Here is a 19962-nt window from a genome sequence, read left to right as displayed (position 1 = left end):
AATGTCTATTTGGAAGAGAGCATGACAAATTGTCGGGTGCTCTCTTTTTGTTTTTGATTGTAAAAATAAGCTGGACAGTACTTTACTGCCCAGCTTTAGTTATATTCTATTCTGATTAGTTTCGATGACTGCTTGGATCTGATATTTTGTCCTTCTCACATATCACATTATTCAACAATTTGAGCTTTAACAATCATTCTCTCTTCGAACAATAATGTTTCCGGGTTGTATTCATCACATGTAATTAACGTCAGTTCCTGAGGTGTATCTTCCGTTTGATCCATGACTTCAACTTGTGAAGGGTCGACATCAAATATATCTGTAATCTTATATTCCTTCACTTCTTCTCGTGTAACCAGTTCGATGGAGTCACCAATTTCGACACGATCCAAGTAGTTAAAGCGAATGCCTGCACCTTCTACCCGGTGACCAGCGATGGGCAGGTTCTGCATATTCAGATGATCTTCTTCATGGACAAGTGAAATGCCGTTGCGTAGTTTTGTGTCAGTTACTTCTCCATAATACAATGGCTCACTAATATCCGCACTTTCTATATTTAAAATGCCTGCCATATCATCATTTAGATTGATGTTTTGTGATGACTCGTTGTTTTCAATTACCTCTGCGTCCGTGTATGGCTCAATTCCTGTAATGAAACTTTCGACTGGGTTGACATTAACATCGGTACTATCATTTTCAAAGGCTTCTATCACTCGATCATTTACTCTGTCGGTAAAATACTCGCGTATATCCTGCCAGAAAAATAAAACAATGGCTGCGGTGATAAATACTATTCCAGTTATTCTCATCACTAATTTCATCATATATCTCCTTGGGTTAAATGATTTGAATTGTATTTTTAAAACCTGAAAAATCTTATGGTTCTTAGTATGTATGACCTGATTCTAAGCAATGATAAAGAGGCTTTTGTAAGTGTTGGTCTTTAACTGTATAACATTTCAAATTTTTTAGTAGTGAGCAATAATTCTAAATTTAGTTTAATGTAGTTTTTTTTATCATAACAACTTATCAAAAGGTTAGCTATGAAAAACCAGAGATATCATAAGACTTTCATAATTTCGTTTGTCAAAATAATCTAGACAGTTCTTTTTCGCATTGATCATAGTTATATTTCATGAATGAGTGTTGTATAGATACAATAAAAACTACCGATTGAACTCATCTTATAACGAATAATAAATATTGATTCTTAAATAACTGAAGAAACATTCAGACAATTAATCAAGATGATAGTGAAACAAATCTTATCTAAATGTATGTGTATATGAAATAGCGATGCAATAATATATTTTAATTAGAAACAATTTTAAAAAAATGTAAAAAGCGTCTATAGCTGTTATAGTTGTACATTGTAAGGGCATATACTAAATCATGTTATTATGCAAAGATAATGACTCATTTTTCTGAAGACAATCATGGAAGAAACATTGCATTTGGAAGATATTTTAGAAGTTATCAAAAAGGATCTGGCATTGATCGTCATTCTTTTTGTACTGTTCGCTGCCCTCGCAGCATTGGTGACATTGTTCTTGATGACACCCCGGTACTAAGCAAATATTCAGATCCTCGTCAGTCAATCCAAGGAGTAATAAAGCCTTGTCAACAATCTGGACATTCAGACGAGTCTCCAATTGATCAATACATATAGGTGTATCATCAAAAGTCCGATCGTGCTCGATAACATCGTCGTAAACCTTAAACTAAAACAGTTTACAAGTGCATTGGCGGACCAGATTACGGTCAATATTCAAGATCAGTCGCAAGTGGTTACTGTAACGGTAACTAACGAAAACGTGGAGGACGCTGAAACGATTGCCAACTAAATTGGCTCAGTCTTCCAAGAGCGTGTAGCAGACCTCATGAGCGCCGACGACGTCGCGATACTAGCGCCTGTGGATGTCGGCGATAATCCATCTTCAGTATCACCGCAACCACTCATCAATACCGCGATCGGCTTGATACTTGATGGATTGCTTAGACGTGGCATTGCCTTCCTAAGAGCATTCTAGGATAAAAGAATTCGCGTTGAAGAGGGAATTCAAGGTCATCTTGAACTGCTAGTACTCGGCACAGTGGCATACTTCAAGCAGAATGAAAAACAGAAAAGGAGGGAGTATATAATATGTTTAAAAAGAGAAACTTGATGTGCCTCAGGGCAGTGTGAACTGGGTGTAGAAACCTGGCCGAAATATTGGGTCAATGAACAGTTCCGCATCATCCGTACCAACATCATGTACTCCATCATAGATAAAGAGATGAAGACGGTCCTTTTCACCTCTGCCACACCGGGAGCAGGCAAATCTACGGTAGCGGCTAACACCGCAATCGTCTACGCCCAGTCCGGTAAGCACACACTGCTTGTCGATGCTGATCTCAGACACCCAACGATGCACTATACATTCGAGACAACAAATCAGTTGGGACTATCAACTGCAGTCGTCAATGACAGCACGATAGAATTGATTATAAAAGAAATACAAATCGAAAATCATAACCCCATCACTTCCAAGTTCGATTCCGCCGAACCGTCAGAATCCCTTTCTTTGAATAAGATGAAATACTTACTGAAGATGACTACAGCCCATTATGATATTATTTTGATAGACAGCCCACCATTGCTTGTTGTCACTGATGCACAAGTGTTGAGCAAGCTTGCCGATATTACCATTATGGTGACGGACATAGAAGCCAATAATGGGGCCCACTTGTCGGAAGGTAAAAACCTTCGCAAGAAGGCGGAGGCCAACATCATCGGTGTAGTCATGAACAACAAAAAGACCAATACGAAGCATGATGCTTACTACTATTATTATAGGAATGATGATAAACAATGATTGATGTACACAACCATATTTTGATCGATGTTGATGATGGTCCACAGAATGAAGCAGAAGCGGTGTCCTTGCTTAAGCAGGCAGCTGATAGTGGCATCACGGATATCATCACCACGCCCCACCATCATAATAGGGATTTTGTTACCCCTAGAAGTAAAGTTTTAGAAAAATTGGATGAAATAAACAAAGTTATCCAGAACCATCAGTTAGATATCAGAGTCCATCCGGGACAGGAAATTCGGGTGAATGGCAACATGCTTGAAGAGTTCAAATCGGATATCAATATCACGCTTAACGAATCAAGGTATGTACTAATCGAACTCTCATTTAATGAAGTGCCGAACTATGTAGAACCATTGTTGTATGATCTTCAGATGAATGGCTATACGCCGTTGATTGCCCACCCTGAACGCTGCAAGCCAATCATTAGGAAGCCAGAGATTCTTTTCAGCCTCATCGAAAAAGGCGCAATTTCTCAAGTAACAGCTGGTTCGATTACTGGAGATCTGGGAGAAAACCTAAAGCAAACTGCTTTAAAAATGATTAAAAACAACCTCGTTCATATCTTAGCGAGCGACGCACATCATGCGGAACTCAGGCCATTCCGTTTAAAGGAAGCGTATGAAATCATCGAAGAAGAACTTGGGAAAGAGTACACCCAATTACTGCAGTCTAATGCCACGTCAATCCTGTTAAATAAAGATGTACGGGTAAGGCAACCAAAACCAATTAAAACTCATTACAATCAAAGCAAAACGAAACACAAGAAAAAATTCTTTGGATTATTTTAATAGGAAAGTGAAGTGTACGTATGGGAGCAAAGGGTCGGTATATACTTCTTCTCATAATTGATTCAATAATTGTCACGTTTTCAGTATTTGTCGGATATTATATTTTGGCGCCATTATTCTTGCAGTATAATATCTCAGCATTGATCAATACCTCCATCATTCTACTTATCAGTCACCATATCTTTGCATATGTTTTCAACCTTTACCATCGTGCGTGGGAGTACGCCAGTGTCATATCCTCCTTCCAGTCCACCTGGCCCGCCAGGCCGGGGAATAGTTCACCCAGATGGTCGCCTTCTTCTGTTTTTCCTGCTGGGTCTTCCGGCAGTACTGCTTGACGAGGCTATAGCTGCCATCATAACCCTACTTGCGGATGAAGGTGTAGATACTGTAGGCGCTGCATTGGAGTTCCAGTTTCGAGTCGATAATCTCTGCATATGTATCCAGTTTGCTTCGTTTCCTTTTTCGTTGCCTTTCGGGTTGGGGATGTCTTGCCGCCTCATACACTGTCTTCATCGTTCGATAGTCAAAGTTGTACTGTCGGGCCAGTGCAGCGAATTGGGTTTGATGTCGTCATTCACGTAACGTCTCACTCCTTCGCGTATGTCTGCTCTCATCCATCTGTCTCCTTCCTTCCGGATAAGAGAAGCATACTAAAAAATGTAGGTAAACCAACAACTTTAAATTGCCGGTTTCCTACATTTTATAACTGTTATTTACATTACCCTTGACAAGCCCTTTAAAATATTATTAAAGGTTCAAATTTATTCAATATATTAATGTTTAATAGTTAGTAAATACAATGGCATGAGGTACGCTATATTTCTTTCCAATGGATTCTGCATTTAACTCATCAGTTATAATCTTGATTTTTTTATATTGTTCAACCGCTTCACTAATAACATTATCATCAACAGAGTATACCTCCGAACTCATAACAAAGAACCCATCCTTAATTTTCTTAAATAAGAAATTTTTTGAACTATCATCCCCATCATCTCTATCATCTAGTGTTCCGTAGATCATCAATCTATCAAGCGTACATGGAGGACATAATTCTCTAAAGAATTGCTGTAGAGAACGAGTATTTAATTCTTGAGTAACTCTGTCAAAGCGGGGCCCATCCATGTCTATTTGATTAACATATTCTGCGCCCAATACAGTGCAACCAAGTTTATTTAAATTAGCGTTACCGTTATGGTAATCATCTCTGTACACATAATCTGTGTGTAGATATTCTTGTTCATTCACTACCGTTTCATCAAAATAACCATTATAAAAAAATAATATGGTTCATAGTCTATACTGTCGGCACATTCAATAAGTCTATCAATTTGTGTTACGTTCCCAATTCTGTTCTTAATGCCTTTATAATTGGATTTGGGTTTCATGCTTCTTTTTGCTTGTATCGCTAACTTATGTTCTTCCCCATTACATCTTATATTCCAAAAAAATCTGCACCTGTTACTGGCTCTTGATCTTGTACATTCCCATCTAAAAGTACAAAAGTTCTATCTATTCTATTGGCCGTATAAACTAAATCCAAAGTAAATCCTTCTTCATTAATCTTCATGTACGTTGTTAAAGGAGTAATAGAAGTAATCTTTTCCCAGGTCTCAATACTAAATTTTTCAAACTCATCATAAATATTGTTTGGCATAATTAATTTCTCCCTTCTCATAATTAAAATCAGAAAACAGATTAAACAATTCAATTAATGGTGGATTTTATAATGAACTTACCACCTTTGATACAAAAAACGTCATGTGAATTTCATATTACATTGAAAGTTAACCATGACACTCAATAAAGGAATGAAATTGCATGAGAGAATTTCATGATAACACTGAATCCATCAAAGATGACGGGTACAAATTGAGATTTTAATGTGAATATTGCATTCCATTTGAGCCACCCAGTGCAGAAGTATGGTGCCACGGTGAATAATATATCAGCGCCTCCTGTATAATGATTGCGCACACCTATGGTGTGACATCATTATACAGGAGGTTTTTTGATGTGATTCAGTATCAGAAAATACTAGTGCTCTATGAGAGAGGGGTGAGCCAGCGGACCATCAGTGCATCCATCGGGAGCTCAAGACAGACGGTCAGTAAAGTGATTCACCGAGCAAAAGAAAGAGAGATCACCGTACTGACAGATGAAATGACCAATGCATGGCTAAAATCGCATCTGTTCCGTCCCAGACACCGAAAGGACGCGGGTTCGTCGAGGAAGACTGGCGCTATGTGCATAAGGAATTGAAAAAGAAGCATACATCGACTGCCTCCTAACCAATTTGGTCTAAGAATTTGTCCGCATGCCCTTTCCTACATTTTAATACTGCCATTTACAACCCATGATGAACGCATGCTGAAGTATTGTGACCGCGTCTACGAGATTTCGGATGGTGTACTCAAAGAGATGGTACAGACAGTATAATAATATATAGGAAAAGGAGAAGATCGGCTGATCTTCTCCTTTTCATGTCTATATCTTTTGCTTTTCATTCTGCTTATTTCCAACCCTGCCAATGGAGCTCTTGGCGAGGCCGATGATGACCATGTCATCCATCGGCGGGTTGTGAAGGCCTGCTCGCACATTCCTGTAGTAACGCTGAAGTTCGCTGTCTGCTGACAGGCTCTTCGCGCCGACGACGCGCATGGCGAGGTCGACGGCGTCGACGGCCTTGTTGACGATGGATGTCTTGACGGCACCGAGTTCGCTGCCCATCCTGCTTCTTTCTTCTTCATCGCTTTCATCCCACTGCCTGGCGACGGAATAGAGGAAGTGCTCCGATTCCATCAGCAGCATCTCGATGCGTCCAAGCTTCTCCTGGACGTTCGGCAGCTCGGAGATGGTGCCCTTGATGCTGTTGGGGAGTAGGTGGTGGCGAATTCGAGTGCCGCATCCTGGGCGGCGCGTGCAATGCCGAGATAGCACGCCGGGATGTGTAGCAGCCATCCGGCGGGGTCCTTCTTGCCGAGTGTGCGGTAGGAGACGAGGTCCTCCTCCTGTACGTGCACATCCTCCATGATGAAGTCATGGCTGCCGCTTGCACGCATGGCGACGGAGTTCCAAGTCTCATCGACACGGACACCCTTCAAATTACTGTCGACGAGGAAGTTTCCGACTTCATCGCTGCCTTCGATCGCAGCACTGACGACGCCGTACTTCAATATCGGCGAGAGTGTGGCGAAGGTCTTCCTGCCGTTCAGGATCCATTTGCCGCCTTCTTTCCGCGCCGTGGTCTCCGGCCTGCCGCCGCGTGTCGGGCTGCCTGTCGCGGGTTCGGTGGCCAGGTTGTTGATGAGTGCACCGTTCTCGATCACATCCTGGACGACTTTCCTGTACTTCGCGTCATCCCATGCCCTCTTCTCCCCGAGGTCCATGATGATGCCCATATGCCATCCGATGGACAGGGCGGTGGCCCCGTCATATTTTGCGATGATCTCCTGGTGTTTCATCAGTTCACGCAGTGAGATGCCGCCTCCACCATATTCCGATGGGATCGACAGCTGTGGATAGCCGATATCCTTCAACGCTTCGAAATTCTCGAAGGGGAAGGTGACGTCCTCATCGTGCTGCTGAGAAGTCCCGCTGAAATTCTTCGCGGTTTCCTCCATCAGCTGGAAGCGTTCATTCATATCAAGTTCATTTAATGTCTTCAAAGTGATGCTCCTCTCCTCAATTCTATATGTACCGTCATAACCATTTCATTATTCCACCAAACATATTCTTTTTCAATAGAAAAGTGCAATATTACATCTTAAATTCCTAGTTGACAAGTCGGGAATAATAGTTATAATGAATCGTATCATTTCAATTTTCTGATTACATAATGGAAGAAGGTGTGTCATGTGCTGAACATAGAGAATCTGGACTTGTCCTTCGGCGAGCATAAGGTGCTTGATGATATCAGCCTTGAAGTCAAGAAGGGTGAGGTGATTACATTCATCGGGCCGAGTGGGACGGGGAAGACGAGCCTGCTCAGGTGCATCAACCTGCTCGAGAAGCCGGAGGGCGGCCGCATCACCCTCGGTGGCGATACGTATGATTTCTCATCAATCACGAAGAAGGAGACGCTCAACCTTAGACGGAAGACGGCGATGGTATTCCAACAGTACAACCTGTTCAAGAACAAGACGGTGCTCGAGAATGTCATGGATGCCCAGATCGTGGTCCAGAAGAAACCGAAGCAGGTGGCACATGACAAGAGCATGGAGGAACTCGTGCGGGTGGGCCTCGAAGGGAAGGCGGATGCATATCCGCATCAGCTCTCGGGCGGTCAGCAGCAGCGGGTGAGCATCGCACGTGCCTTGGCTGTGGAGCCGGAAGTGATCCTTTTCGATGAACCGACTTCAGCACTCGACCCCGAGCTGGTCGGCGAGGTGCTGAAGGCGATCGGTGAAGTCGCGGATTCGGGCATGACAATCATCCTCGTGACACACGAGATGTCATTCGCCAAAGACATATCCGACCGTGTCATCTTCATGGATCAGGGCAGGGTGGCCGAAGAAGGGCCGCCGAAGGAGATATTCAACCATTCCGAAAACGCGCGGACCCAGCAGTTTCTAAGCAAGTTCTATACGACGACCCATTAAAAATCATAAGGAGGCATACATATCATGAAAAGGTTACTTTTATCAATTTCATTTGCAGCAGTGCTGCTGGTGCTCGCGGCATGCGGCGGGAAGAAGAGAGTGCAGAGGGTGCTGAAGAGAGCGGCGAGGTCAGGACAGTGGAAGTGGCGGTATCTTCATCCTCCCGTCCGCTGAGCTATGTCGGTGACGACGGGGAGCTGACAGGCTATGAACCCGAACTGCTGCGTGCCATAGACGAAAAACTTGAGGGCTATGAATTCAATATGGAAGGTGCAAGCGACAGTGCGGGTGAAATCGGACTCGATACCGGCCAGTATGACATGCTCGCCCAAGGGTTGATCTTGTCTCCGGAAAGGGAGGAGAGCTATCTGGTGCCGACGAAAGCAATGGTCCGAGCCTGATGAAGATATTTGCGACAGGCGACCAGGAAGGTGAAATTGAAAGTCTCGACGACCTGCAGGGCAAGAACGTCGTGCCGGTCACACCGACAGGCGGCGTCTTCAATCTGCTGAACGGCTACAATGAGGAGCATCCGGACAACCAGATCGAGTTCGATACATCGGACGGCGGCATTCCGACATCCGACCGCCTACAGGAAGTGAATGATGGCGTGTATGATGCGCTCGTCCACCCATCCAACCTTGGCCAGCAGGAGATCATTGAAGAGGCGGGTCTCGACATCCATGTGACGGAACCGGTGGAAATCAACCCGACATACTTCCTGATCCATGATTCAGAAGAGAATGTTGAACTGCGTGATAAGGTCAGCGAAGCGCTTGCTGAACTGAAGGAAGAAGGTGCCGTGTCGGAACTGTCCAATGAATTCTACGGTGAAGACATACTGCAGTACGAAGAGTAGAAATGGCAATGAATGAAGAGGAGGGGTAATCATGGATGTACAATATATGCTGGAGATATTTCCACAGTTCCTGTCTGTGATCCCCATAACGATTCTGATCGTCGTACTCTCCGCTGTATTCGGATTTCTGCTCAGCATTCCTGTTGCGGCGGCACGGATCAGGAGGATTCCTGCCCTGAGCCAGCTGTTCGGGGCCTACATATCATTCACCCGGAGTACACCGATACTGCTGCAGCTCTTCCTGTTCTTCTTCGGGCTGCCAGTGCTGCTTCAGCTGCTCGGATTCGACATCAGGAACATCGGTCCCATCACCGCAGCGACAGTCTGCCTGATCTTCTTCAACGGAGCATACATGTCGGAAGTGTTGAGGCCGGCTTATCTGGCGATCGATAAAGGCCAGCATGAAGCGGCCGAAAGCCTCGGCTATACGCCGTTCCAGAAGATGAAGCGGGTCATCATCCCGCAGATGGGGCCGATTGCACTGCCAGGTCTCGGCAATGCGATGATCCACCTCATCCATGACAGTTCCCTCGTCTTCGCCATCGGTGTCGTGGACATCATGGGGATGGCGACGATCATGAGCGGGGATACATTCGGCATGAAGCAGGTGGAAGTCTTCCTGACGGTGGCGCTCATCTACTGGGGCATCTCCATGATTTCCGAGCAGATCATCAGGCTGCTCGAACGCAGGAAGAAACGGGTGCTGAAGAGGACCGGCTACGAACTGAAGGAAAAGGAGGCGGGCTACAGTGTTTGATATCGTCACCGTTTTCGAAAGCTTCATCGAAATCCTCAAAGTCGTTCCGAAGACGCTGCTCCTGGCGCTCGTCATCCTTGTCCTTTCCTTCACGCTGGGTGCCATGATCACATACATCCAGAGTTTGAACATACCGGTGGTGAAGCAGGTCATCGGGGTTCTGCAGTCATTTCTGCGCGGTACACCGAATGTCGTGCTCCTCTACCTGGTCTATTATTCATTGCCGCTCGTGCTTGCATGGTTCCTCGGGCTGTTCAATGTCACCTTCGACCCGACAAGTCTGAATTCCACAGCCGTCGTCATCGTGACGTTCAGCATCTGCTACTCCGTCTTCCAGTCCGAAATCATCAGGGGCGCGCTGCATTCATTGGATAAAGATCAGATAGAAGCCGCACAGTCGCTCGGCTACAGCACGACCCAAGTGTTGAGGAAAGTCATCATTCCACAGATCATGATGGAGGCACTGCCCGATACGATGAATGCATTCCTGATCATCATCAAGGCGCTGTCACTCGCCTTCCTCGTGACCGTCGTCGACATCTTCGCCCAAGCAAGGCTCGTCGGGCACAGAGCTTCAGCTATCTGGAAGCCTTCGTCGCCGCTGCACTTGTGTACTGGGGCATCTGTGTCCTGCTTACGTACGTCATCGATAAGTTGGAGAACAGGATGCGGAGAGGGTATGCGTAGAAAGAGGGGACTGGAGCGAAAGCTCCGGTTCTTTTTTGTGATTTTCGTTTGTCAAAATAAGCTAGACAGTTACTTATCACCCATGTAACTCAAAAAGACTTCCAACGGCGTACGATAGTTCAATGATTTTCTCGGTATGTGGTTTCTTCTTGCGGCAACAGATGAGATAAAAGTTTGGTCGACCGTTTTGAAATCCATGTTTTTGGGCAGTCCATCTCTCCTGAGCACTCCATTGGAATGTTCATTCAGCCCCCGTTGAGACGGTGTCCCAGGATCGGCAAAGTAGATGGACAGATCATTCCGGTTGCTCATTGACTGCCAGTTGTAGAACTCTTTGCCACAGTCGAAGGTGATGGATTTGAACAAATTTCAGTATATCTGATTAATCTACCAATTTTATTACCACTATAACATTCAAAAAGTTCTGAATAGGCTATACTATAAATTGAACTCAAAATCTAACTTATGAGGGGCTGCTCATTCTGAACGGTAAGTATTTATCCCATCAAGAAAATCAAAATACTTTATTCCTTCTTATTTATAAAGACAATTGATTTAAAGTAGAACGATTTCCAACGAGCTTGCCAGGCCTACACCACCAACCAACCCCACTTATATAATAAAATTAATTATACAGTCAGCAATAATATATAAATTTAATATCGCATCCCGCCTATTCTGTGGTAGAATATATGTAAACGTTTACACAGGTGATGCGAAAATGGTGACAATCAAAGACTTGGCTAAAGAGGTTGGTGTGTCTGTGGCGACGATATCACGTGCGTTGAACGGATCGGGATATGCGAGTCCGGATGTGCGGCAGCGGGTGTTTGAGGCGGCAAAGCGGTTGAATTATAAACCGAACGAGGTGGCGCGAGCATTAAACACGAGCCGCTCGAATGTTGTTGGTGTGCTGGTGCCTGATATTACGAACCCTTACTTCCCGAAAGTGATTCGGGGATTGAAGATGAGGCGATTAAAAATGATCATCGTGTAATCATCGGTAATACGGATCATGATGTGGATAAGGAATCGAAGTACTTGGAGATTTTCCGCCAGAACAACTGTGCCGGCATCATTTCTGCCACGTGGTCGGTTGGACGTAAAACATATTCGGATAGTCGGCCTCTCATCCTGTTGGACCGGGTGGCTGAAGAGCTCCCCTCCATTGAAGCGGACAACTTGAAAGGCGGTCGGCTTCAAGCCATGCATCTAATCGAGCAGGGCGCGGATAAAGTGCTCATCATAAAAGGACATGAGGAGTACAGTTCCTTTAATGACCGTTCTGTTGGAGCGGTTGAAATGCTGGAAACGCATGGAATTGAGTATGAGGCAGTGGGTTACATGCATTTGGGAAGGTTGCTTGATGGCGGCGATTCAGATGTTTTCACCAAATTCAACGGGATCATCTGCCCAATGATGTGACTGCATACAAGGTACTGAATAAATTGCAGTCGCTTGATATAATGGTTCCTGATTCAGTAAAAGTCATCGGGTATGACAACTTGGATTTTTCGGAATACGTATATCCAAGCCTGACGACGATTAGGCAGCCCATCTACGAACTCGGTAGAAATGCCTTCAGGATGCTTATGGACATTAATAAAGGTAAACCAGTCCCAAGCCAGGTGCTGGATGTAGAACTAATCAAAAGGCAAAGTACATAAAGGAGTGGAAAGAATGGATATCGTAGTAGTTGGCAGTCTATCGACGGATTTCATTGTCCAGGCTGAGCGGATGCCCTATAAAGGGGAGACGATTTTAGGCACGGACTTCAGTACCGCATTCGGCGGTAAGGGTGCGAATCAAGCAGTTGCCGCAGCGCGGCTTGAAGCTGAAACGGCATTTGTCGGCGCCATCGGTGATGATGGTTTCGGGAGAAATTGAAGGCGAATCTGGAGCAGAATTCTATTTTTTGTGGAAATGTGGAAACGTTTACAGAAAAGTCCAGTGGTACGGCACACATCAACATCTATGACAACGACAACTCAATCATCGTAGTACCGGGTACGAACGGGCTGTTGACACCAGAAGTGCTGGTGCAGTCGCATCCTCTTCTGGAACAGGCTGAATACGTCATGCTGCAGAATGAAATTCCTGTCGAGACAATTAAGCATGTCATCGACTTCTGCCATGAGAAGGGTATCAAGGTCATCTACAACCCGGCGCCTTTCATCCCAATTGAGATTGGGTACCTTGAGAAATGTACACTCATCACACCAAACGAACTGGAATGCAATGCCCTTTTCGGAGATGATATCTCCAGTGCGGTCATGAAGCACCCGAATCAGCTGATCGTCACAAGGGGCGCGCAAGGGTGTCTGTACCATGACGGTGAAAGAGAAGTGCATGTATCTTCATTTAAGACGACACCTGTGGATACGACCGGTGCAGGTGATACATTCAATGGCGCGTTGGCTGCATTTCTGGTCAAGGGCCTGAATCTTAGCGCAGCCATACGCAGTGCGAACATGGCGGCATCATTATCGATTCGTGCAATGGGTGCCCAAGGCGGCATCCCGACTTTGAAAGAATGGCAGGAGGCGATGGATCATGTATAAGTCGGTCGTCTTAAACAGCGAAATTTCGAAAGTGCTCAGTACACTGGGGCATGGGGATTACATCGTCATCGCGGACTGTGGACTGCCGATCCCTGACGGAGTAAAGCGAATCGATATCGCCCTTAAAGCCGGCACACCATCGTTCGAAGAGACATATAAGCTGTTGACCGACAGCATGTATGTGGAGCGTCAAGTGTTTGCAAATGAGGTGACGGATGCGGGAGTAAAGCAAGTGCTAGATAGCGGCATTCCATCAGAACAGGTTTCGCATGAAGCGTTGAAACAATTGTGCACAGGCGCCAAAGCAGTGATCAGGACAGGGGAAACGACGCCGTTCGCCAATGTCATACTCTACAGCAATGTTTTCTTCTAGGAGGTTTGATGATGATAGAGATGAAAAATATACACAAGGCCTTTGGTGCCAACAAGGTACTCCTCGGGGTGGACTTTGAGCTGAAGGACGCGACCGTCCATGCACTTATGGGGGAGAATGGCGCCGGTAAATCGACGTTGATGAAGATCCTATCAGGAGTGCACACTTACGACCAGGGTAGAATCATCCGTGACGGTACGGAAGTAAGATACAACAGCCTGAAGGACGCGGAGAAGGCGGGCATCGTCTTCATCCACCAGGAACTGAACATCTGGCCTGAACTGACGGTGTTGGAAAATCTGTTCATTGGCAATGAACATACGAAGTTCGGCTTGCTTGATAATAAGCTGATGCGGCGCAAGGCGGAGGCGGTCTTCGGACGCCTGAAATTCAACATCAACCTTAACAGACGGGCGGGCGATTGCTCCGTCGGTCAGCAGCAGATGATCGAAATCGCCAAAGCGTTGATGATGGACACGAAGGTGCTGATCATGGATGAGCCGACAGCGGCTTTGACGGACAGGGAAATTGAAGTGCTTTTTGACATCATCGATGACCTTAGGGAAAGTGGCGTGTCCATCGTCTACATATCCCACCGGATGGAGGAGATAGCGAAGATCTCTGATGAAATCACTGTGCTGCGCGATGGTCAGAGCGTTCTGTACAGCCGGACGGAAGAAACGAACTACAACCAGATCGTCCGAGCGATGGTCGGCAGGGATCTGGATGACCAGTTTCCGGACCGATCGCATGATATTTCTGATGAAGTGGTGCTCGACGTCAAACATCTTGAAAACAAGATGCATCGTGTCCAGGATGTCAGCTTCCAGCTGCATAAAGGCGAAATACTCGGGTTTGCAGGTCTGATGGGCGCCGGACGGACTGAAGTCATGCGGACGCTGTTCGGCGTGGACCCGGGGACCAAGGAAGTTGAAGTTGAAGGCAGGCGGGTGAAGATCGATAGGCCAACTGATGCCATCGGACATGGCTTCGGATTCATTACGGAAAACCGTAAAAGCGAAGGGTTGATATTGGACTTCAGCCTGGTCGACAATATGACGATGCCATCGATGCAGAGCTTTTCAAAGGGCGGCTTCATGAAGCGTAAGGACGAGGATAATTTTTCGGACTTGATGATCAAACGGATGAACATCAAATCGGAGAAGAAATCGATTGTCGGCGACCTCTCGGGCGGGAACCAGCAGAAGGTCGTCATCGGCAAGTGGATCGGCAGCCAGCCGAAAATACTGATACTCGATGAGCCGACGCGGGGCATCGATGTGGGGCGAAACGCGAAATTTATCACCTGATCAACGAGCTGACGGAGCGCGGCATGTCGATCATCCTCATTTCATCAGAGATGCCTGAAGTCATCGGCCTATCCGACAGGGTGGCCGTGATGCAGGAAGGACGGCTCCGCGGCATTTTGGATAAAAGTAGAATCAATCAGGAAAATATCATGACACTGGCTACAGGGGGACAATTGGATGAATAGCAAACTCACATTGAACACTATGATAGATCGGTTCCTGCCGATAGTGGGGTTGACGCTGCTTGTCGTCGTCATCACCATCATGAACCAGCAGTTCCTATCTCCGGACAACTTGTTGAACTTGCTGCGCCAAGTATCGATTAATGGTTTGATTGCCTTCGGCATGACGTTCGTCATCCTGACAGGTGGCATCGACTTGAGTGTCGGTTCAATACTGGCATTCTCAAGTGCGATGACGGCGTTGATCATCACGTCAGGCGTCGATCCGATGTTTGCGATGCTGCTCGGCTGCGTCGTTGGTCTGATTGCGGGTGCAGTCAACGGCCTTCTTGTCACAGCAGGGGGCATGGCGCCGTTCATCGCCACACTGGCGACGATGACGATATACCGTGGCGCGACGCTTGTAGTGACGGATGGCAATCCGATTACTGGACTCGGCGACAGCCTGATGTTCCAGCTGTTCGGCAAAGGCTACTTCTTCGGCATTCCGGTGCCGGCAGTGACGATGCTTATCACATTCGTCATACTTTACATCATCTTGAATCGCACAGTATTCGGCAGGGAGACATATGCCATCGGCGGCAATGAAACTGCTGCTGCACTCTCCGGTATCAAAGTGAACCGCAGGAAAATCATGATCTACGCATTATCCGGATTGATGTCAGCACTTGCAGGCATCATCCTCGCTTCTAGACTTGATTCAGCCCAACCGACTGCCGGTGAGACATATGAACTCGATGCCATCGCTGCAGTCGTACTCGGTGGGACATCACTGATGGGTGGTAAGGGGCGCATCGTCGGTACACTGATTGGGGTACTGATCATCGGGGTGCTCAATAACGGACTCAATCTGGTTGGCGTTTCGTCGTTCTACCAGCAGATCATCAAAGGTCTGGTCATCGTCATTGCGGTACTGATCGATAGGAAAAATAAATAGGGGTGTTTATAGATGAAAAGAGTACTGTTGTTCCTGAGCCTGTTAATATTCACCGCAGGCTGTTCCATGGAGCCACCGGCGTGGAGTCAGAGCGGCGGTGGTTCAGGAGATGATGGCGTCGTCATTGGTGTCAGCGTCTCAACCTTGAACAATCCGTTCTTTGTGACATTGAAGGACGGCATCGAAGCAGCGGCAGAAGAAAAGGGCTATGAAGTGAAAGTGGTGGACGCACAGGATGATTCCGCCAAGCAGGTCAATGATATTGCCGACTTGATGCAGCAAAGCATCGATTATCTGGTGGTCAACCCGACCGATTCTGCAGCCATCTCCAGTTCGGTGGAGTCAGCCAATGGTTCAGATATTCCTGTGATAACGCTTGACCGTTCGGTGGAAAGCGGCGAAGTAGCAGCTTTCATCGCGTCCGATAATGTGACGGGCGGCGAAATGGGTGCCGAGTTCATCGTCGACCAGCTTGGTGAAGGTGCCAAGGTTGCAGAGCTTGAAGGGGTGCCGGGCGCTAGTGCCACACGTGAACGCGGCGAAGGCTTTACGAACGTTGCAGAAGATTCCCTCGATGTGGTGACGAGCCAGACCGCGAACTTCAACAGATCGGAAGGGTTGAACGTCACACAGAACATCCTCCAGGCGAACCCGGATATAGAAGCGATCTTCTCGCATAACGATGAAATGGCGCTCGGTGCCGTCGAAGCGGCACCGGATGATGTCTTGGTCGTTGGATTTGACGGATCTGAGGATGCGCTGAATTCCGTGAAGAACGGGGGTCTCGATGCGACAGTCGCCCAGCAGCCCGATCTGATGGGGGAGACGGCTGTTGAAACCGTTGAAAAACTGATTGCGGGAGAAGCAGTAGAAGAGGAGATTAAAGTGGAATTGACGCTGGAAAAGCAGGAATAGGTTTGATGAAGGGAGCTGTCAGTGCAGCTCCTGTTTTTTTATGCATTTTTTAAAAGGGAAAGCCAATGATGCAAAGGGATGGAAGGCACAAGAGGCGTGTTTTAAAAATAAAAATTGAAAGTAATATTACATATTTTAAGAATATGTGATATAATTGGGAAAATTAAACAATTTAAATAACAGAATATTAAGAATATTACTGGGTTTATCCTACTGTAATGATCCTCTTGGCGCATGCAGAGACGAAGGAGATGGATTGTAAGAGGTCTTCATATCCTGGATCTTTAGCGCCGGTGAAGTAGTGGTTTAAGGATCATTGCCATAATGCCGGGTTTACATTTTCAATCTAATAGATGACATCTTGGTAAACACCATATAGAAGAATTGTTTCATTACTGTCTGGGTGGACAGAGAGGAAAGGGTTTCAATTAAGGGAGAGGTGGCTAAGCGATGTCTCAACGCAGAATTCTTCTGGCGTCACCGCATATGGGTGGCACGGAACAGCATTACGTTCGCGAAGCATTCAGACTGAACTGGGTTGCACCGGCAGGAGAGAACATCATACTTTTTGAGGAGGCCGTCAGGAATTTTACAGGGGCACGGGCAACGTGTGCCCTGGCGAGTGGCACAGGTGCGGTTCACCTAGCACTGGATGTGCTCGGTGTGGGACAGGGCGATATAGTTCTGTGTTCTTCGCTCACATTTGTGGCAAGCGCAAACCCCATCTTGTATCTGGGGGCGAAACCAGCATTCATCGATTCTGAGATGGACAGCTGGAACATGTGTCCGAAAGCATTGGAGAAGGCGTTAAGGTACTACAAAATGCAGGGTAAGACGCCTAAGGCAGTCGTGGTGGTCAATTTGTATGGTCAATCAGCGCGTATGGACGAAATCTGTGATATTTGTGAACGGTTTAATGTGTCTGTAATCGAAGATGCGGCTGAATCTTTGGGTGCCTTGTACAAGGGGAAGATGAGCGGCACTTTCGGTGTTTTTGGCGTGCTTTCTTTTAACGGGAATAAGATCATTACCACTTCAGGTGGTGGCATGTTGCTGTCAGACAACAAAGCATTGATTGGTGATGCACTTAAGAAGGCCACTCAGAGTAAAGAAAAAGCGGCCCATTACCAGCATGAAACGGTAGGCTACAACTACCGGATGAGCAATGTATGTGCCGGTATTGGTCGCGGTCAGATGGAAGTGTTGGAAAAACGGATTGAGCAAAAAAGGGCAATTTTCGACAAGTATGTGGAAGAGTTGGGTGACATCAATGGCATCGAGTTCATGCCTGAGATGGAAGACGCCTATCATACAAGATGGTTGTCTACACTCGTGATGGATCCGAAAAAAATCGAAGTGACGCCAGGCGAGGTGATCGAATACCTTGAAGATCACAACATTGAAGCACGGGCAGTATGGAAGCCGCTTCATATGCAGCCGCTCTACAAAGATGCGATGTACTTCAGTGCTGAAGGCGACAACGCGAAATATTTGTTTGAAAATGGAATATGTCTACCATCCGACACGAAGATGACAGAGGAGGAGATGGACCGGGTCACGACCCTGTTGAGGGAACATCTCCATGCGTGTAGAATTCGTGCCTGATGCATCATCAATTACGGTTGCTTCATAAATAAATGATTTCCAAGGTGGGATAACATGGAAGAGTCTGTCAATCTTGAAAAGGTGTTAGAAATCATTAAACAGAATCGGACATCGATCATATTGTGGACGCTGTCCCTTGGCATCATTGCGGCTCTTGTCACTTTTTTTCTGATTCCACCACAGTATGAAGCAAAGACGCAAGTGTTGGTCAGCCAGCCGGAAGACACGGTGATCGACAATGAAAACATCCAGACAAGCCTGCAGCTCGTCCACACGTACCGGGATATCATTTTGGACCGCGGTACTTTGGAGGAAGTGATCGGCAACCTGGAACTCGAACAGGAAGTACCGGAACTCGCAGGGCAGATTGATGTAAGCAACCAGGACCAGTCGCAGGTACTGGCAGTGACGGCCACGGATGGGTCGCCTGAAGGTGCGGAAAGGATTGCGAATGAAGTGGCTACGGTCTTCCAGGATCGGGCAGTGGAAGTGATGAACGTGGATAATGTATCAATCCTTTCGCCGGCAGTTATGGAAGCGGATACACCACCCTTCTCTCCGCAGCCTGTCATCAACATCACGATCGGCATCGTAATCGGACTGCTGATCGGGTTGTCGCTTGCCTTTGCCAAATCATTCCTCGATAAATCGGTCAGGGATGAAGAGGACGTTGAACGGGCTTTGAACCTTCCTGTTATAGGGTCCATCGAAAAATTTGAAGATTAGGGGAGGCATGTATGAGTAAAAGGAAACGTCTTAAAGAAAGCCGGGCGCCCCGCAACATCATCATTGCCACTAAACCATACGCCGCGGCCAGCGAACAGTTCCGGACGATACGCACGAACATCATGTATTCGAGCATCGATGTTCCCATCAAATCTGTACTATGCACCTCGGCGACACCAGAATCCGGGAAATCGACGGTTGCGGTGAACATTGCGGTGGCCTATGCCCAGACCGGGATCAAGACTTTGCTGCTGGACGCGGATCTAAGGCGGCCGACCAGCCATTACACATTCGAGGTGACGAATCAGACTGGTTTGTCGACTGCCGTAGTCAACGATGTGCCGCTTGAAGAGGTCGTCAAGCAGACACAGTTCGAGCAGTTGGATTTGATTACGTCGGCCCAATTCCGCCGAATCCGTCCGAACTTCTGGCATCACAGCGCATGAATCATTTCATGAATGAGATTTCCATGCATTACGGGATGATCATCATCGATTCGCCACCGCTTCTCGCTGTGACCGACGGCCAGATGCTAAGCCAGAAGGCAGACGGTGTGCTGCTCGTGACAAATGTCGAAAACAACAACCGCAACGAACTTAAGGAAGCGAAGAACCTTCTGAACAAGGCTGACGCCAATATCATCGGCGTCGTCCTTAACAACCGAGATATAAAATCAACTAAAGATGGCCAATACTATTACTATGGGACATCTGAAGAATGAAATGTGATACTACAGTTTGTACACTGCTGCCCAATCGCTTACGTCGACGTATGATTGGGCTTTTTTTCATATGAGGGTG

General features: G+C 46.7%; 24 protein-coding genes and 5 pseudogenes. 22 read left to right on the top strand and 7 right to left on the bottom strand.

Going from position 1 to position 19962, the window contains the following annotated elements; translation table 11 throughout:
• Positions 1-167: 167 nt before the first annotated feature.
• Entirely contained in the window at positions 168-824 is a 657-nt protein-coding gene (locus ACYF68_RS11270; RefSeq protein ID WP_461046927.1) for a class A sortase, read from the bottom strand.
• Between the two features lie 612 nt (positions 825-1436).
• On the opposite strand from ACYF68_RS11270, the gene ACYF68_RS11265 reads away from it, so the two are divergent.
• The 6 genes and pseudogenes from ACYF68_RS11265 to ACYF68_RS11240 all read left to right on the top strand — a co-directional run.
• Positions 1437-1571 carry a Wzz/FepE/Etk N-terminal domain-containing protein gene (locus ACYF68_RS11265; protein ID WP_461046925.1) on the top strand — a complete coding sequence of 45 codons (135 nt, stop codon included), beginning with the start codon at positions 1437-1439 and terminating at the stop codon, positions 1569-1571.
• Positions 1572-1652: 81 nt separating this feature from the next.
• A complete protein-coding gene (locus tag ACYF68_RS11260) occupies positions 1653-1844 on the top strand; it encodes a hypothetical protein (protein WP_461046923.1) in 192 nt (63 codons plus the stop codon).
• Between the two features lie 36 nt (positions 1845-1880).
• Entirely contained in the window at positions 1881-2030 is a 150-nt protein-coding gene (locus ACYF68_RS11255) for a hypothetical protein (protein ID WP_461046921.1), read from the top strand.
• Positions 2031-2186: 156 nt separating this feature from the next.
• The gene (locus ACYF68_RS11250) at positions 2187-2855 is read left to right on the top strand and encodes a CpsD/CapB family tyrosine-protein kinase (protein ID WP_461047605.1); all 669 of its coding nucleotides are present in this window, start codon (positions 2187-2189) and stop codon (positions 2853-2855) included.
• Positions 2852-3646, top strand: coding sequence for a tyrosine-protein phosphatase (locus tag ACYF68_RS11245; RefSeq protein WP_461046919.1), 795 nt, complete (start codon positions 2852-2854; stop codon positions 3644-3646). Before ACYF68_RS11250 ends, ACYF68_RS11245 begins: the two co-directional genes overlap by 4 nt.
• Positions 3647-3666: 20 nt before the next feature.
• Positions 3667-3879: pseudogene (locus ACYF68_RS11240) on the top strand (hypothetical protein); the annotation flags it as partial.
• A 130-nt stretch (positions 3880-4009) separates the two neighbouring features.
• Here ACYF68_RS11240 and ACYF68_RS11235 read toward each other — a convergent pair.
• The 5 genes from ACYF68_RS11235 to ACYF68_RS11215 all read right to left on the bottom strand — a co-directional run bounded on the left by ACYF68_RS11235 (position 4010) and on the right by ACYF68_RS11215 (position 7317).
• Positions 4010-4162 (bottom strand): hypothetical protein, encoded by a 153-nt coding sequence (locus ACYF68_RS11235; protein ID WP_461046918.1) that lies wholly within the window; start codon positions 4160-4162, stop codon positions 4010-4012.
• Positions 4163-4429: 267 nt separating this feature from the next.
• Positions 4430-4897 carry a hypothetical protein gene (locus ACYF68_RS11230; protein WP_461046917.1) on the bottom strand — a complete coding sequence of 156 codons (468 nt, stop codon included), beginning with the start codon at positions 4895-4897 and terminating at the stop codon, positions 4430-4432.
• Positions 4898-5084: 187 nt separating this feature from the next.
• Positions 5085-5306 (bottom strand): hypothetical protein, encoded by a 222-nt coding sequence (locus tag ACYF68_RS11225; protein ID WP_461046915.1) that lies wholly within the window; start codon positions 5304-5306, stop codon positions 5085-5087.
• An 830-nt stretch (positions 5307-6136) separates the two neighbouring features.
• Complete coding sequence (locus ACYF68_RS11220) at positions 6137-6451, bottom strand: acyl-CoA dehydrogenase family protein (RefSeq protein ID WP_461046913.1); 315 nt, start codon at positions 6449-6451, stop codon at positions 6137-6139.
• On the bottom strand, positions 6451-7317 hold the full coding sequence (locus tag ACYF68_RS11215; RefSeq protein WP_461046911.1) for an acyl-CoA dehydrogenase family protein: 867 nt from the start codon (positions 7315-7317) through the stop codon (positions 6451-6453). The genes ACYF68_RS11220 and ACYF68_RS11215 overlap by 1 nt, the downstream gene beginning before the upstream one ends.
• Before the next feature lie 189 nt (positions 7318-7506).
• Between ACYF68_RS11215 and ACYF68_RS11210 the strand changes: the two genes are divergently transcribed.
• The 5 genes from ACYF68_RS11210 to ACYF68_RS11190 all read left to right on the top strand — a co-directional run bounded on the left by ACYF68_RS11210 (position 7507) and on the right by ACYF68_RS11190 (position 10641).
• A complete protein-coding gene (locus ACYF68_RS11210) occupies positions 7507-8250 on the top strand; it encodes an amino acid ABC transporter ATP-binding protein (RefSeq protein ID WP_461046909.1) in 744 nt (247 codons plus the stop codon).
• Positions 8251-8330: 80 nt separating this feature from the next.
• Positions 8331-8651 carry a transporter substrate-binding domain-containing protein gene (locus tag ACYF68_RS11205; RefSeq protein ID WP_461046907.1) on the top strand — a complete coding sequence of 107 codons (321 nt, stop codon included), beginning with the start codon at positions 8331-8333 and terminating at the stop codon, positions 8649-8651.
• Positions 8651-9109, top strand: coding sequence for a type 2 periplasmic-binding domain-containing protein (locus ACYF68_RS11200; protein ID WP_461046905.1), 459 nt, complete (start codon positions 8651-8653; stop codon positions 9107-9109). The genes ACYF68_RS11205 and ACYF68_RS11200 overlap by 1 nt, the downstream gene beginning before the upstream one ends.
• A gap of 31 nt (positions 9110-9140) precedes the next feature.
• Positions 9141-9866: an amino acid ABC transporter permease gene (locus tag ACYF68_RS11195; RefSeq protein WP_461046903.1), complete on the top strand. Its 726-nt coding sequence runs from the start codon at positions 9141-9143 to the stop codon at positions 9864-9866.
• The gene (locus ACYF68_RS11190; RefSeq protein WP_461046901.1) at positions 9859-10641 is read left to right on the top strand and encodes an ABC transporter permease subunit; all 783 of its coding nucleotides are present in this window, start codon (positions 9859-9861) and stop codon (positions 10639-10641) included. Before ACYF68_RS11195 ends, ACYF68_RS11190 begins: the two co-directional genes overlap by 8 nt.
• On the opposite strand, the pseudogene ACYF68_RS11185 reads toward ACYF68_RS11190, so the two are convergent.
• Positions 10623-10922, bottom strand: a pseudogene (locus ACYF68_RS11185) (IS30 family transposase); the annotation flags it as partial. The gene ACYF68_RS11190 and the pseudogene ACYF68_RS11185 sit on opposite strands and share 19 nt — an antisense overlap.
• Positions 10923-11274: 352 nt before the next feature.
• Between ACYF68_RS11185 and ACYF68_RS11180 the strand changes: the two are divergent.
• The 11 genes and pseudogenes from ACYF68_RS11180 to ACYF68_RS11130 all read left to right on the top strand — a co-directional run bounded on the left by ACYF68_RS11180 (position 11275) and on the right by ACYF68_RS11130 (position 19883).
• On the top strand, positions 11275-11550 hold the full coding sequence (locus ACYF68_RS11180; RefSeq protein ID WP_461046899.1) for a LacI family DNA-binding transcriptional regulator: 276 nt from the start codon (positions 11275-11277) through the stop codon (positions 11548-11550).
• A complete protein-coding gene (locus ACYF68_RS11175; protein ID WP_461047604.1) occupies positions 11514-11978 on the top strand; it encodes a type 1 periplasmic-binding domain-containing protein in 465 nt (154 codons plus the stop codon). The genes ACYF68_RS11180 and ACYF68_RS11175 overlap by 37 nt, the downstream gene beginning before the upstream one ends.
• Positions 11975-12220: a substrate-binding domain-containing protein gene (locus tag ACYF68_RS11170; protein WP_461046897.1), complete on the top strand. Its 246-nt coding sequence runs from the start codon at positions 11975-11977 to the stop codon at positions 12218-12220. Before ACYF68_RS11175 ends, ACYF68_RS11170 begins: the two co-directional genes overlap by 4 nt.
• A 13-nt stretch (positions 12221-12233) precedes the next feature.
• A pseudogene (gene rbsK / locus ACYF68_RS11165) lies at positions 12234-13114 on the top strand (ribokinase).
• Complete coding sequence (gene rbsD, locus ACYF68_RS11160) at positions 13107-13487, top strand: D-ribose pyranase (RefSeq protein WP_461046895.1); 381 nt, start codon at positions 13107-13109, stop codon at positions 13485-13487. Before rbsK ends, rbsD begins: the two are co-directional and overlap by 8 nt.
• A gap of 8 nt (positions 13488-13495) precedes the next feature.
• A pseudogene (locus tag ACYF68_RS11155) lies at positions 13496-14982 on the top strand (sugar ABC transporter ATP-binding protein).
• Complete coding sequence (locus tag ACYF68_RS11150; RefSeq protein WP_461046893.1) at positions 14975-15916, top strand: ABC transporter permease; 942 nt, start codon at positions 14975-14977, stop codon at positions 15914-15916. Before ACYF68_RS11155 ends, ACYF68_RS11150 begins: the two are co-directional and overlap by 8 nt.
• A 12-nt stretch (positions 15917-15928) precedes the next feature.
• Complete coding sequence (locus ACYF68_RS11145; RefSeq protein WP_461046892.1) at positions 15929-16831, top strand: D-ribose ABC transporter substrate-binding protein; 903 nt, start codon at positions 15929-15931, stop codon at positions 16829-16831.
• Between the two features lie 450 nt (positions 16832-17281).
• Complete coding sequence (locus ACYF68_RS11140; RefSeq protein ID WP_461046890.1) at positions 17282-18436, top strand: DegT/DnrJ/EryC1/StrS family aminotransferase; 1155 nt, start codon at positions 17282-17284, stop codon at positions 18434-18436.
• A 54-nt stretch (positions 18437-18490) separates the two neighbouring features.
• Positions 18491-19162 carry a YveK family protein gene (locus ACYF68_RS11135; protein ID WP_461046888.1) on the top strand — a complete coding sequence of 224 codons (672 nt, stop codon included), beginning with the start codon at positions 18491-18493 and terminating at the stop codon, positions 19160-19162.
• Positions 19163-19173: 11 nt separating this feature from the next.
• Positions 19174-19883, top strand: a pseudogene (locus ACYF68_RS11130) (CpsD/CapB family tyrosine-protein kinase).
• Positions 19884-19962 lie beyond the last annotated feature (79 nt).

This window comes from Salinicoccus sp. CNSTN-B1 (assembly GCF_054792835.1).
Note: the sequence above shows the minus strand (reverse complement) of the source record. Positions and strands in the feature narration are given on the sequence as shown.